This is a genomic window from Pseudomonas sp. Leaf127 (assembly GCF_001423155.1).
Lineage (GTDB): Bacteria > Pseudomonadota > Gammaproteobacteria > Pseudomonadales > Pseudomonadaceae > Aquipseudomonas > Aquipseudomonas ovata.
In genome coordinates this window covers 220724-234251 of the sequence record NZ_LMOA01000024.1, presented here as the reverse complement: position 1 = coordinate 234251, position 13528 = coordinate 220724, and the positions used below count along the sequence as shown (strand labels likewise).

General features: G+C 62.7%; 13 protein-coding genes. 5 read left to right on the top strand and 8 right to left on the bottom strand.

Going from position 1 to position 13528, the window contains the following annotated elements:
* Positions 1 to 98 precede the first annotated feature (98 nt).
* Positions 99 to 2462, top strand: a complete 2364-nt coding sequence (locus tag ASF84_RS25800; protein WP_056841736.1) for a TonB-dependent receptor — start codon at positions 99 to 101, stop codon at positions 2460 to 2462.
* A gap of 75 nt (positions 2463 to 2537) precedes the next feature.
* Here ASF84_RS25800 and ASF84_RS25795 read toward each other — a convergent pair whose 3' ends face one another.
* The 5 genes from ASF84_RS25795 to ASF84_RS25775 all read right to left on the bottom strand — a co-directional run bounded on the left by ASF84_RS25795 (position 2538) and on the right by ASF84_RS25775 (position 7482).
* Positions 2538 to 3491, bottom strand: coding sequence for a LysR family transcriptional regulator (locus ASF84_RS25795; protein ID WP_056841735.1), 954 nt, complete (start codon positions 3489 to 3491; stop codon positions 2538 to 2540).
* Positions 3492 to 3884: 393 nt separating this feature from the next.
* Positions 3885 to 4610, bottom strand: coding sequence for a ferritin family protein (locus ASF84_RS25790; RefSeq protein ID WP_056841734.1), 726 nt, complete (start codon positions 4608 to 4610; stop codon positions 3885 to 3887).
* Positions 4607 to 5782, bottom strand: a complete 1176-nt coding sequence (locus ASF84_RS25785; RefSeq protein WP_056841733.1) for a hypothetical protein — start codon at positions 5780 to 5782, stop codon at positions 4607 to 4609. Before ASF84_RS25785 ends, ASF84_RS25790 begins: the two co-directional genes overlap by 4 nt.
* A gap of 114 nt (positions 5783 to 5896) precedes the next feature.
* On the bottom strand, positions 5897 to 6379 hold the full coding sequence (locus ASF84_RS25780; protein WP_056841732.1) for a DUF2269 family protein: 483 nt from the start codon (positions 6377 to 6379) through the stop codon (positions 5897 to 5899).
* Positions 6376 to 7482, bottom strand: coding sequence for a saccharopine dehydrogenase family protein (locus ASF84_RS25775; protein WP_056841731.1), 1107 nt, complete (start codon positions 7480 to 7482; stop codon positions 6376 to 6378). Before ASF84_RS25775 ends, ASF84_RS25780 begins: the two co-directional genes overlap by 4 nt.
* A 91-nt stretch (positions 7483 to 7573) precedes the next feature.
* Between ASF84_RS25775 and ASF84_RS25770 the strand changes: the two genes are divergently transcribed.
* The 3 genes from ASF84_RS25770 (at position 7574) to ASF84_RS25760 (ending at position 10079) form a co-directional block, all read left to right on the top strand.
* Positions 7574 to 7948 (top strand): hypothetical protein, encoded by a 375-nt coding sequence (locus tag ASF84_RS25770; protein ID WP_056841730.1) that lies wholly within the window; start codon positions 7574 to 7576, stop codon positions 7946 to 7948.
* Positions 7949 to 7970: 22 nt separating this feature from the next.
* Positions 7971 to 8255, top strand: coding sequence for a hypothetical protein (locus tag ASF84_RS25765; protein ID WP_056841729.1), 285 nt, complete (start codon positions 7971 to 7973; stop codon positions 8253 to 8255).
* Positions 8256 to 8447: 192 nt separating this feature from the next.
* Positions 8448 to 10079 (top strand): ABC-F family ATP-binding cassette domain-containing protein, encoded by a 1632-nt coding sequence (locus ASF84_RS25760; RefSeq protein WP_056841728.1) that lies wholly within the window; start codon positions 8448 to 8450, stop codon positions 10077 to 10079.
* Between the two features lie 49 nt (positions 10080 to 10128).
* Here ASF84_RS25760 and ASF84_RS25755 read toward each other — a convergent pair whose 3' ends face one another.
* Entirely contained in the window at positions 10129 to 10509 is a 381-nt protein-coding gene (locus ASF84_RS25755; RefSeq protein WP_056841727.1) for a hypothetical protein, read from the bottom strand.
* A gap of 32 nt (positions 10510 to 10541) precedes the next feature.
* Between ASF84_RS25755 and ASF84_RS28810 the strand changes: the two genes are divergently transcribed.
* Positions 10542 to 10991 carry a helix-turn-helix domain-containing protein gene (locus ASF84_RS28810; protein ID WP_236709480.1) on the top strand — a complete coding sequence of 150 codons (450 nt, stop codon included), beginning with the start codon at positions 10542 to 10544 and terminating at the stop codon, positions 10989 to 10991.
* 97 nt (positions 10992 to 11088) lie between these two features.
* On the opposite strand, the gene ASF84_RS25745 is transcribed toward ASF84_RS28810, so the two are convergent.
* On the bottom strand, positions 11089 to 11760 hold the full coding sequence (locus ASF84_RS25745; protein WP_056841726.1) for a hypothetical protein: 672 nt from the start codon (positions 11758 to 11760) through the stop codon (positions 11089 to 11091).
* Positions 11761 to 11846: 86 nt separating this feature from the next.
* Complete coding sequence (locus ASF84_RS25740; RefSeq protein ID WP_056841725.1) at positions 11847 to 13487, bottom strand: methyl-accepting chemotaxis protein; 1641 nt, start codon at positions 13485 to 13487, stop codon at positions 11847 to 11849.
* Positions 13488 to 13528: the final 41 nt, after the last annotated feature.

The following is a 13528-nucleotide window of genomic DNA, read 5'->3' as shown; positions in this document are numbered from 1 at the left end:
TTAATGTCTTTAAAGGCATAAATAAATAACTTTTTTGAATATAAAGCTGTCCTGCCGTGTCCCTGATAGGCACGAGCGGTCGCTGAAAAGGAGCCTGTATGAACCTGTCTGTCACCCCCGTCCCGTTATCTGCCTGGCGACTCAAGCGGTTGCCACTGGCCTTGTTACTGGCGGGATGGGCTGGCAGCTCATGGGTTCATGCGGCCGAAACGACAGAGACGGTACAGCAACCGACACCGGACAACACCCGGGCCGATGGCGCCCGGTTGAAAGCCGTGACCGTTACTGCCCGTCGACGTGAAGAAAGCGCGCAAAGCGTGCCCACGCCCATCAGTGTGATCGGTGGCGAAGCCCTGGAAAGCCAGCGGGTCTACCGCATTCAGGACCTGCAACAACTGACCCCGAGCCTGAACGTGGCCTATATGCATGCGCGCCAGTCCAGCGTGTCGATTCGTGGCCTGGGTAATAACCCGGCCAGCGACGGGCTGGAAGGCAGCGTAGGGCTGTATATTGACAACGTCTACCTGGGCAGGCCGGGCATGGCGGTCTTCGACCTGATGGACATCGAACAGCTTGAAGTGCTGCGCGGCCCGCAAGGTACGCTGTTTGGCAAGAACACCACTGCCGGTGTCATCAATATCGGCACCCGGGGGCCGACGTTTACGCCAGAGCGCACCATTGAAACGTCGGTAGGGACCGATGGCTTTTTCCAGACCAAAGGCACGATCTCCGGCGCGTTGAGTGATGAACTGGCCGGGCGCTTCTCGGCGTATCGCAGTCGTAGCGACGGCGACCTGAAAAACGAACACGACGGCCACAACCTCAATGGCGGTGCTCGCGAAGGGTTTCGTGGCCAGTTGCTGTTCAAGCCCAATGAGGATTTCAGCTTGCGTTTTATCGGCGACTACAACGAAGAGTCGTCCAGCGCCGGCACCCGTGCGCTGTACAGCACCGGTCCCACGATCAACGGCGTCAATCGCTATGAAACCCGCGCCGCCGCCGCCGGGGCCACGCTGGTCGACGGCAGCAGGCGCAAGGTCAATCTCGATGCCACTCAGCGCGTGACGGTGCATCAGGGCGGGGCTTCGATCGAAGCCAACTGGAGACTGCCCAGTGACTTCACCCTGACCTCGGTCAGTTCGTACCGCTGGTGGAATTTCAGCCCGCGCAACGATGATGGCCTGAACGTGCCGGCCAGCTACAACGGTGGCGTGTCGGTGCAGGACAAGCAGTGGTCCCAGGAAGTGCGTCTGGCTTCGCCTGCCGGCGGCGCGTTCGATTATGTGCTGGGCGCGTATTACTACGGTGCGGACCTGGATAACAGCAACATTGCCAGTAACGGCCCGTTGGCCGATGTCTGGAACGGAACGGCCACCGGCGCGCTGGCCAACGTGTCGAGCGTGGCCAAGGGACATATCGAGACTGACAGCTTTGCGCTGTTCGCCCAAGGCACCTGGCACTTGACCCCCAGGCTGGATTTCACTGCCGGCGTACGTGGCACTTATGAAGAGAAAAGCGCCTGGGTCAACCGCCGGGCCCCGACCGGAGGGGTGGCCGTGACCGGCGCGGCGTTGACGGCACGCAACGCTCGCTATGGCGTTTATGAGTCCGGCGACCTCAACCAGTACACCGCCAGTCCGTCAGGCTTGCTCAATCTGAGCTACCACTTCACCGACGACGTGCTGGGCTATGCCACCTTGTCCCATGGTGAAAAGTCTGGCGGGGTCAACCTGACCGTCGGTACCGCTCCGACCGCCGGTGCCGACTCACTGCTGATCGGCACTGAGCGGGCCAATAATCTTGAGCTGGGGCTCAAAAGCACCCTGTGGGACAACCGCCTGCAACTGAACGGCAATCTGTTCTGGAGCAGGGTCAACGGTTACCAGACCACCGCCTACGATGACGCCACCCGCGTGCAGTACCTGACCAATGCCGGCTCCGTGCGCTCACGCGGCGTGGAGCTGGAAGCGACTGTGGTGCCGGTGCGCGGCCTGACCCTCAACCTCAATGGCTCGTACAACGATGTGCGCTACCTGTCGTACAAGGATGCGCCATGCCCGCCGGAGGTCAGCTTTCAGGCTGGCGCCCCAGCCTCGTGCGACCTGAGTGGCAACCAGGTGGTCGGCGCCTCCAAGTGGATCGGCAACGTCAACGGCGAGTACAAATGGAATCTCGACAACGGCCTGCAGCCCTACGTGACCGCCAGCTACGCCTACCGCTCCAGAGCTGTCGGTGCGGTGGAGGATTCGGCGTATTCGGACATTCCAGGCTACGGCGTAACCAACTTTTCGACCGGCCTGCGCGGTGACTGGGGGCAAGGGCAGTGGGATGCTTCGCTATGGGTCAAGAACGCCTTCGACAAGGTGTACTACACCAGCCTGTGGAGCGAGATCAACGGTGGCTACTCCGGGCTGCTTGGCGCCCAGCGCACAGTGGGCGTGACCGGGCGGTATGATTTCTGAACAGGGCGCCGGCAAGCCGCCTCCCACAGTCTGGCGCCGGTCTCGGAGCTCAAAGATTTCACCGAACTGGCCAGGCTATACGCCAATGCGCTCGGCAGGCAGTCCTGTGAGGTGTTCGGCCAGGTGACGGTCGACGGTTTCAATATGGTTGATCATCGCCTTGGCCAGTGACGACAACGACCGTGCCTGACGACTGACAATGCCGTAGCGGGTGTGCAGTTCGTCAAGATGTTCGGGCATGTCGTGCGGGTGCAGTGAACACAGTTCACCCAGCAGGCAGTACGATTCCAGGCTCAGTGCACTGCTGATCCCGATGGCGTCGGAGTGCCTGACCACGTTGAGCAGCGCATGGGTGTGCTCGCACTCTACTTGCGGTATGAAGTCGCGCCGGCCGCTGTACTCGGTCAGTAGCTTGCGAATGTTGGGTGGTCGAAAGGTGGTTGCCAGCGGGTAGGCGAACAGCGCCTCGCAGGTGACCGACGCCTGTTGCATCAGCGGGTGCCCGCTCCTGCAATAGAAGGTCATGCGTTGCGGGCGCAACCGGGTGATGCGGTAGTCGGGATCGGCCTCGAAGCGCCGGGTGTCGGCCACGAAGAATTCGATGTCTTCGCTGACCAGCCGCTGGTTCAGGTCCTGCCAGTGATCGACCTGAAAGTGCACGCGTGCCTTGGGATAGTCCGCAATGAAGCGGGCCACGGCCTGCGGCACCAACTGGCCGGCCGGTGCCGGCCCGCAACCGAACCGCAAGGTGCCGATCTCGGCACCGTTGAGGCGGCCGATCTCGTTGTCCAGAATCTGCGCCTCGCGGACCAGCCGGCGGGCATGCTCCAGCACCACCAGACCTTGCTGTGTGGGCGGCAGCTCCCTGGCGGCTCGATCAATCAACTGAAACCCTGCGCTGTGCTCCAGTGCCTGGATACTGCGGCTGAACGCCGATTGCGACAGGTTGACGGCGGCGGCAGCCGCCACGAAGCTGCGATGTTCGACAAGCGCGATGAAATGGCGGAGCTGGCGAAGGTCTATATGCATGGTCTACATCGAGGGCCGCGGTTGAATGCAATGACTGCAAGGTGCCGCTCTTTATAAAAGCAAACCCCGGTTCTGCAAACGGCCAATCGGCAATAGGTCGCTTCCAGAAAGGCATATGCCACGCAACCGATGGCCACACTCGCACACGGATGTGGCCACGGTTCCCTTAGGGTCTGTTGCCGTTTCATCACGGCCGCGAAGTCTGGTCATTCCAGATGCGTGGCGAGTAACGCAGTCTTGCGGCAAAACAGGCCCGGTCCTTCGGGTTGCGTGCCCAATCTCGCCAGGCGGTGTTGGAGGACTTGAAAAGGGCGTGACCCTTTTCTGCGTCCTCCGCCTGGCCTGGCGAGATTGGGCCCAGCAACGCGGCTCGTGCTGAAACGGCAACAGACCCTAGCTCACTTGATCAAGCAAATCCTGCCTGACCGCACTGCGGATCCTGGACAGATGCTCTTCTTCCTGCACAAAGGCGCGGGCGAAGCTGTTGGCGATCATGGGGTGGCCGCCCTTGTCGGCCAGTTCGATCAACAACTCCCAGGCGGCGTTGTCTTCCAGTTCGATGGTGAGGATGGCGCTCATCGATTGCGACACGGTGGTGCGCGGGTCGGTCAGCACCTGCAGCACGCCGGTGGCCTTGACCCCGGCCACGTCGGCACAGGGAGTGACCGCCGTCGGGTCGCCGCCCAGGGTTGCGATGGTGTCGTGCAGCAGGTGCATGTGCTCCAGTTCCTGTGCCTGGATTTCGCGCAGGGTCTCGACCAGCTCCGGATTGGCCTCCGGTACGGCCAGGGCCTTGGCGATCATGGCCTCGTACAGCCTTACGCCGGTACGTTCGAAGGCCAGGCGCTCGCCGAGCTTGTCCAGCAGCACCTGCGGGTTCTTGCCGATCGCCTTGTCGAAGGTGGTCTTGAGCTTGCCCTTGACCGAGTCGGGCGCCGGCACCGTGCCCACCGGGTCCGCTTCACGAATGGCGTGCTGGCGTGCGTGTGTGTAGGCCTCGGCATTGCCCGGCACGTCGGCCGGGAACAGGCGGGTCGCTTCAAGCTGGCGTTCGGTGTCGTGCGGCGCCTTTTGTGCACCGGTCTTGTTCATGCCGATTTCAACCTGAGGTGTGCTCATGAGCGTGCTCCCTGGGTGTTGAGTTCAGAACCGGGGTGCCAGGTGTAGCCGGCCGAGACGATGTCGGCCGGCACGCCCTGGCTGTTGATACGGGCCCGATAATCCAGTGACCGCTGGCTTTCCTGCTCCTTGGCAACAAAGGCGCTGCCGCGGGTGCGCAGGTCGCGTTCCTGGCGCAGGGTCTCACGCACGAAGTCGCGCTGGCTCTTGAAGTCGATCATGCGTGGCAACGTGCCGGCGAGCACTTCGGCCGGATCGCGCCGCTCATGCTGCTTGAACAGCTCGCAGGCCAGGTTCAGGTGGCCCAGCTCGTAGTCGACAAAGCGCTCCCACAGCGCCTTGATGCGCGGATTGTCCTCCTGCTCGGCGCAACTGGCGTAGGCATAGACTTCCATTGCCTCGTGGATCATCCATTTTTCGATAAAGGTTTCGCCGGGGTCCTGCAGCGAGCCGTACTGAGTGACGTGCTGTTCTTCGACCGAGGCGATCTCGGCGTACAACGCCCGCGCCAGCGGGTCGGCAAACACCGGGCCGATGTTCATGTAGTAATCGTGGGTCTGGTACTCGGCGGCGGTGATCAGCGCGGCATGCAGCTTGGTGATCAGTTGCGCGTCGTCCTTCTGGTAATGCTCGCGCAGGTCGTCTTGCGGTGCGCGATGGTGCTCGCGGGTCGGCCGGCCGGGCACAATGTCGGTGTAGCCCTGGGTGATGGTGCGTGCGTCCTTGCCTTCCAGCCGGTCGAGCATGGCGGCGTAGCGGTACAGGTGGTCGAAGTCTTCGAGCAGGCCGAAGCGGTAGGTCTGGGCCTGGTAGGGATCCGGTTCGTTCTGTGCCACCGCGGCGGTGACTTCGATGGCTACCTGTTCATAGGCCACGGTGGTTTCCAGCGGCGAGTGGTCGGCTGACAGCAGCCAGTTGACCGTGGTCATCTGGTGCTGCTCGACCCGGCGGATCTGCGCCAGCGGCAGGCGCAGTGCCTTGTGAAAGCGGTTGCCGAAGTGCTTGAGGCGCAGGGTGTCGGCTTCTACACCGTTCATCAGGATCACCCGCACGCGGGTGAAGGCATCGTCGTCCAGTTTGCTGATCGGCTTGCCGGCCAGCTCACGCCAGGTAAAGGTCTGTTTCTCCAGCGGAACGCCTTTGTTATCCAAGAGGTTATCGATCTTGTCCATCGAATGATCTCCATCATCAGTGGTGTTTACACAGGCCTTGAACGGCTCAGGCACTGCGTAAAGGGTCGACGACGGGGTATCGGAGACATTCCTTGTGCAACGACGAATGGCCGCTTACTGAATGAAGCCGAACAGTCCGCGCTTGGTCACCATCAACAGCACGATCACGAACATTCCGCTAAAGCCCGCCACGCCCAGCCAGAACCAGGGGCGAAACAGGGCGTCCCAGCTAGCGGGCAGGGGCTGGTTCTGGCGAGCGGTCTGTTCGGCCAGGCGCTGCATGCGTTTTTGCAGGATCAGCACCGGCAGCCACAACAGCCCCACAGCAACGAAGAGGATCAAGGCATCGCGCAGCCAGGGACTGGCCGGCGACATTCCGGTCAGGTGCAGCATGCCAAGGCCGGTGCCCAGTTGCAGGACGCCCGCCGGTGTGGTGATCCAGGTGTCATAGCGCACCACCATGCGCGCCACCTGGGCGATCACCTGCGGGTCGCGGGTGTTGCGCGCGGCGATCAGGTACAGGTACGAGCCCATGCCGAACCCGAACAGAAACACCGCCGCAATGACATGCAGGTATTTGAGGTAGAGGTAGGTCATGGGCGGCCCTGATAACGCACGCTGAGTTCGATATCGGACGGCGCATCAATGGCCGCCAGGTACTCGGCCACGCTGATTTCACCCACGCACGGCCGCGCCCCGGGCGCCGGCCGGTAGCCGGCGGCCATCTTCAGCGCCAGGGCCACCGAGGCGCAGCTGGGAATCTCCGGCCCCTTGTCGCGCTCGGCGGTCAGCTGGATATTCAGGCGCAGGGGCAGGTCGTTGTGGTCGATACCGGTGGCTTCGATGTACAGGGCGCTGAGCCCGTCGCCCAGGCGCTCGCAGGCCACGCCCAGCCGATGCAGGCGTTTGGCCCAAGGCGCAGGGTCAGTGATCAGGCCGATGCGTACGGCCTGGGCCAGCGCAGCGGTGGCCAGGGCGCCGGGCATCAGGCCGGGGCCGGCCTTGAACACCAGTTCGCTGGCGCCGTAACGCTCGCCGAACAGGTCCATGTCGGGGACGTCGACATCGGCCAGCCAGCGCCAGCCCAGCCCTGGCAGTCGACGCCGCTGCAGGCCCAGCCAGCCAGGCACAGCGTGGGGTTGGCCGTGGCGCCGCTGGAGGATGGGCTTGCCAGCATAGGCCAATACCCCTTCGACCGTGGCTAGGCCGGGCATTTTCGCTGACGAGGAAATACCGTGTTCGATGCGATCAATGCGCTTGAAGCGTGCGCGCTGTTCGTCGAGCAGCGCCGCCGACAGGCTTGGCACTGAACTGCAGCCGCTGAGCACCGCCACCCCGGCGGCCCGGGCCTGCTCATCGAGCACATGGATACCGTTGACGAAGGTGCGGCAGTCGGCCAGGTCGCAGTAATGCACGCCGGCCTCGATGCATTGCTCGGCCACGCGGTACGACTGCTGCTGGAAAGGGCCGCCGGTGTGCACGACCAGGTCGACCTGCAACTGGCGCAATGCCTCGCTGAAGCCGGGCCCTTGGGCATCCCCGCACCAGGTGGCCAGCGGCAACTGCCTGGCCAGTGATTCGAGTCGCGCAGCATCGCGCCCGGCAGCAATCAGCTCGATACCGGCGACACCGGCCAGGTGCCGACATACGATAAAGCCGAAATTGCCATAGCCGCCAACCACCAGTACCTTCAATGACATGACTGACTCCGTGTAAAGGATTTGTGCGGATGGTAGCAGGGGAGGGCAACGAGGTATCTTGACCAATCACGCACGCCATACGGAACAGGCCATGACCGAGCACTCCCGCACGACCGTCCCCAGCGACTGGAAGACACAGCCTTTGCCGGCCCTGTACGTCACCCTGCCACTGGACTTCACCTTGACCGCCGAAGAAACGGTGGCCGCCCGCCGGGGCCTGATCCCGCAGCAGATGGAAGACAAGTGGTTCTTCTATTTCATCGACGACACTCTCTACCAACACCGCAGCTGGACCGGCAACTGTATCTATCAGGTGCATTTCGCGCCCCATGAAGGCGGCTGGCGGGCCACGCATGCCGAGGTCAACCGTGACGCCGGGCAATACAGCAATACTGACAATGCACAGGACATCGAGCTCATTGAAAAGCTGACCCGTTACCTGGTGCGCATGCAACTGCAGCCCTGAACCCAGCCCTGGAGCCTGACCCATGCGTTCTTCCGATGCCCGTTGCGGCACGCCCTATGTCTACAGCGGCGAACTCAAGCTGCGCCCCGAACTTGATCAGGCCCTGCGCGAGCTCGAACAACAGCCCTACACCGCCGTGCCCGGCTGCCAGGGCGATGGCCGTTGGCAATTGTGGACCGCGCAAGGCGATGGCCAGACCTCGCCGCGCATCATCAGCGGGCCGAGTACCACCTGGTCCAGCCGTGAGGCGGCCCTGGCGGCGGGGCAGGTGTGGTTGGCCACCGGCAACATGCCTGGCCCTGATTGAGCACACAGACTGGCGGTCCACGGCCACTTTGCATGATCGCCATAAGCCTTCTATAGTTTCGGCCTGATCCCATCACCGAGGTATTGGTCCGATGCGCCATTGATGCCGCCGTCCGCATGGACGGCCAATTTCCACCGCCCCCCACCTGGCTGTACCGGCGCGGGCGAGTCATTGGCATCACTGGAGTCACGCATGACCCATTCCTGCATCACGCTGCAAGGCGTTGGCTGGGCGCTGCCGGACGGCACGCCTTTGTTTTCCGACCTTAACGAACAGTTCGACTCACGCCACACCGCCCTGGTGGGACGCAATGGCGTGGGCAAAAGTGTGCTGGCGCGCATCCTCGCCGGCCTGGTGCAGCCTACCCGTGGCCACTGCACCCGCCAGGGGCGTGTGCATTACCTGGCGCAGCAGATCACCCCGGCAGCGGATGCCAGCGTGTCCAGTCTGGCCGGTGTGCAGCACACACTGGACGCCTTGGCACGTATCGAACAAGGCAGCTGCGCGGTCGAGGATTTCGAGGCCGTGGGCGACGCCTGGGACATCCGCCAGCGATTGCAACAGGCCCTGCATGCCCATGGCCTGGGCCATCTTGACGCTGACAGGCCGGCCAGTACCCTGAGCGGCGGGCAGGCCATGCGTGTGGCGCTGATCGGTGCGGCGCTGGCGCAGGCGGACTTTCTGATTCTCGATGAGCCCAGCAATCACCTGGATCAACCTGCCCGGCAGGCGCTGATCGAGCAATTGCAGGCCTGGCCACACGGGTTGCTGGTCATCAGCCACGACCGCGCATTGCTGGAGGTGATGCAACGCACGGTCGAACTGTCATCGCTGGGCTTGCGCAGCTATGGCGGCCCCTACCGTTTTTATGCGCAGTGCAAGGCGCAGGAGCAGCACAGCGCGTTGCTGGCGCTCGAGCACAGCAAACTGCAACGACGGCGCGACGAGCAGGCCATGCGCCAGCAGCATGAACGCCAGGAGCGGCGCCAGGCGCATGGCCGGCAGCAAGGCCGGCACGCCAATCAGGCGGCCATTATCCAGGGCCGACAGAAAGAGCGCAGCGAGGGCTCGGCCGGCCGGTTGCGCCAGCAGCACACGGTGGCGCAACACCGTCTCGACCAGCAGGTGCGCGAAGCGGCGCTACAGGTCGAGGACTCTGCCCTGATTGCCTTGCAGGCGTTGCCGACCCCTCTGGTGACCCGTCGGTGTGTGGCAACACTCGAGGCTGTGACGCTGCCCTTTGTCAGTCTCGCCCTGCAGCGCATTGACCTGCTGCTGGGCGGCCAGCAGCGGATCGGTGTGGTCGGCGCCAATGGTTGTGGCAAATCCACCCTGCTCAAGGTATTGGCCGGCCACCTCATGCCCTTGGCCGGCACATGCCATGTCACGCCTGACACTGTTTATCTGGACCAGCAACTGACCCCGCTGGACCCGGCGCGCACGGTGCTGGAGCAACTACAGAGCGTCAACCGCCAGGCAAGTGTCAGTGAGCTGCGCACCCGCCTGGCGCAGCTTGGCCTGGGTGCGCGTAAGGCCGAGTCGCCCAGCGGCCGGCTCAGTGGCGGGGAGCGACTGAAAGCTGCGCTGGCCTGCGTGCTGTATGCCGACCCGGTGCCACAACTGGTGTTGCTGGATGAGCCGGGCAACCACCTGGACCTGCCTTCGATCCAGGCGCTGGAAATCCTGCTGCGCGGCTATCAGGGCGCGTTGGTGGTGGTGTCCCATGATCAGGCGCTGCTGGACAACCTCGGGTTGACCCATTGCTTGCTGGCGAGCGAACAAGGGTGGCGGCTTGACGCGTGGCAGGGAGCGTCGACCGCATGACATGAGGAGTGAGATAAAAGAGCGTGATCCCGGATACTGCTGCACGGACTCAACCCTGAGGCAGCCCGTCATGTTCGCCGAGTCGCTGGTGCCTGGCCGTCAGCGCCTGTTTGAACAGCGCATCGGCGCATTCCATCAACAGCCGCGCCAGATCGCTCAACGCGACCTCATCGCCTTTGTTCACGGCGGCCAGATCGATAACTTGCGTACGCCGGGTACGCTCGGACAGGGCTTCCCAACTGCGCATGACGCCGGCGTATAGCGCATTGGCCATGAACTGCTTGTCCTGCGCCTCATGTGCCTGGGCATTGTTGATGGGGCGTGAATGGGGAAGACGACGGCGTTGGATCAGGCGACATTTCCGGCACAGCGTTTTCAGCGGTGCAAGAGGGCGCTTGTGCCCGTTGGTCGGGGGAGGCTTGCGAATCATGAGCGTATCCAGTCCTTGCGACGGTGCCGTTGATGCAGCATGGGATAAACGCCTGCATTCAAGTGAACGCTATAGCGTGTAGTGCGATTGTACCCATTCAAGTGAAAACCCTTTGTTTTGTAAAGGGTCGCGTCATGGAGCTGAGCAAGGCAATTGGTATGGCGCTCAAAGAGGCCAGAGATACCAACAAGCTCACCCAGGAAGACTTTGTCGGCGTCAGCGGCCGGACCTACCTGTCTGAAATCGAACGAGGGCTGAAAAGCCCGACCCTTGAAAAACTCGATCAACTGGCCAGGCACATCGGTATTCATCCGCTGGAATTGCTGGTGGCCTGTTATGCCCGGGGCGACATCCTGGCGGCGACACAAGCGCTGAAACTGTGCCGGATCCGTGTGCTGTTACAGGGCCCTTTCCAGATTCATCGGCGTTGCTTGCTGCAACGTTGCAGGATTGATCTGGCGTTGAGCATTTACTGGCCTTGAGGGCAATGCCCTCGCACCGGGCGCCGTGTTCTGCTCCTGATGTCGACCGCATCACACAGGGCGATCAGGCACTGCCTGATCCCCCGGCCATGTCGCTTCAATGCGTCAGCATCAACACCTGATCAAGCTTGCACGAGGAAACCTGCCCGTCCAGGCCCCAGTGATCACAGGTATAGGTGCCGCTGCGCAGTGCCTTGCCTTCGTCGTCATGGACCGCGATCACGGCATTCCACAATGAGGCTTTCGGCGCTTCGCTTGCCGGGTCAAGGCAGAGCAGGTGAGTGGGCTGGTAGACGCCTTCAAGCTCATAACCCTGATGCCCGACGACCATCAACCAGTGTCCCTCAAGCTTTGACCAGCTCACGCTGAGCAAGGGAACGGCATGGTTCTCGATGGCCTCCTGTATGGCGGTCACCAGTTCGCGCTTGTTGCCCTTGACCAGCTCTGGCGCAATGCCTTCGGCACGAAAGTGCCAGCTCAGGTTGATCAGGTCTTCTGTAGAGGTGCCTTGAGAAATCAGCGCGCCGTGTTCCAGCAGCGCATTGCGGAAACGGCCCACACGGCTACGCCCATCCGAACTGCCCATATTGGCGACATCTTCGCGCTCCAGCGCTCCCAAGGTGATCAGCCCCATCATCAGGGCGTAAGGACCACAGGCCCCATCGGCGTCGCCCTGGCGCATGTGTACCAGCCCTGAGCCTTCTGCGGCACAGGTGGTGGGACCTTCGGGTGATACCAGCAGCCAGGGACTGACGAACATCGTGTTCATGAGCAATATCCTTGTTTCATCGTCTCGAGAAGAAATTCTGCCGGCCTCGGAAACACCACTGGCCGGGTGTTTTCCGGACCTTGTCCTTACGTCCTGAACACACTCAACCCGCCCTTGAGCGCCCGCGCGGTACTGCCCAGCGCCGTGGCCGAGTCATGGATTGCGGCAATGCCCTGATGGGTGTGCTCGAAGGTTTCGTGCATGCCGCCCAGGCGGCCCGAGATATCAGTGACGGCGTGCTGGATCTCTTCGCTGCTGGCCAGGGCGCGATCCATCGTGTCACTGACCTGGCCCATCTGCTGCACCAGTCCGTCAATCACATCCAGGGCGCCATCGGAAGTCACCGCCAGGGCGCGCGACTGTTCGGCCGTACTGCCCATGCGCTGGGCGATCTGGCGGATACCGTTGGTGACGGCATTGATCACCTGATTGGCATCGTTGAGCACGCGCTGGGTTTGTGCGGCCAGCGTGCGCACCTCGTCGGCGACCACGGCAAAACCACGTCCGGCTTCGCCGGCACGAGCGGCTTCGATGGCCGCGTTGAGGGCCAGCAGGTTGGTCTGGTCGGAAATGGCCGCGACCATCTGCAGCACCTTGCTGATCTGCTCGGCTTCACCGCTCAGGCGACTCAGGTCGCCGGCCAGTTCGATGTTGGCCGAGGTGCTTTGATGCACATCGCTGATCAACCGCTGCAGTTCCTTGTGGGTACGGCTCAGTTCGCCGATCGCCGACTCCAGGTCGACCCGTACCGTACCGGCCAGGCTGGAGGATTGCTCGGCGGACTGGCGGATCGAGTGGCCATCCTGGTTGATTTCGGCCAGTTGGCCACCGGCCTGCTGGATGCGCCGGGCAGTGGCATCGGCCAGTTGCAGGAAGGTGTCGGCCAACTGTTGATTGTTGTCAGCCATGCCCGAGGCACTGCCCAGGGTCTGGCGCAGGTCCTGCAACAGGCTGGAGAGGTGCTGGCCCATGCGGCCCATTTCGTCGCCGGTGAGCACTGTCACTGTGGTGGACAAGTCGCGCTGCTCGGCGATGTGGTTGAGCTGGCCGGTGAGATGGTTGATGCCATACACCAGCATGCGCGCTGCCAGCCACGACAGCAGTAAACCGACGATAAAGGTGGCCGCACCGATCAGCAGCAGGCTATTGAGGCTGTCACTGATCGCCTGCGCCAGCGCCGCAAGCGTCACATCCACGCCCACGACATAAGCCTGGCCGCTGGCGCTGCGCAGAGGCAGGAAAATCGAGCGGAAGCTGCCGTAGCTGTCGGTGTATTCATCAAATTGCACCTGCCCGCTGCGCGCGGCCTTGATCACGGCGGGGCTGGCGTCCTTGTAATGCTCCATGTGCTTTGAATAGGTGCCGCTGGCAATGTCCTGGGCACTGGCACCGTCGGCCAGGTAAAACACCCGGTCCTGATCATCGACCATCAGGCTGTAGGCGAACTTCAGGTCCACCTCGGCTGCATAGGCGCCCAGGTTGCGCACCTGGGCCAGGTATTCACCGTCCTTCAGCCCTGCGGTCTTGCGCGTACGCTCAAGGTAATCCTCTCCCAGCAGACGTGGCACCGCATAGGCGGCGGTGCGCAAGCGGCTATCGATCTGCTGGCGGATATCCTGGGACTTGGCGTACTGGGCGTAACTGATGAAGGAGGCAATGCTGATCAGATTGACCACGGTAAGCGCGAGCAACAGCTTGGTTTGCAAACGAACGTTACGCAAAAACATGGCGGTGAGATCCAATGGGTGCCTGGCAGTCCGAGCTGGGC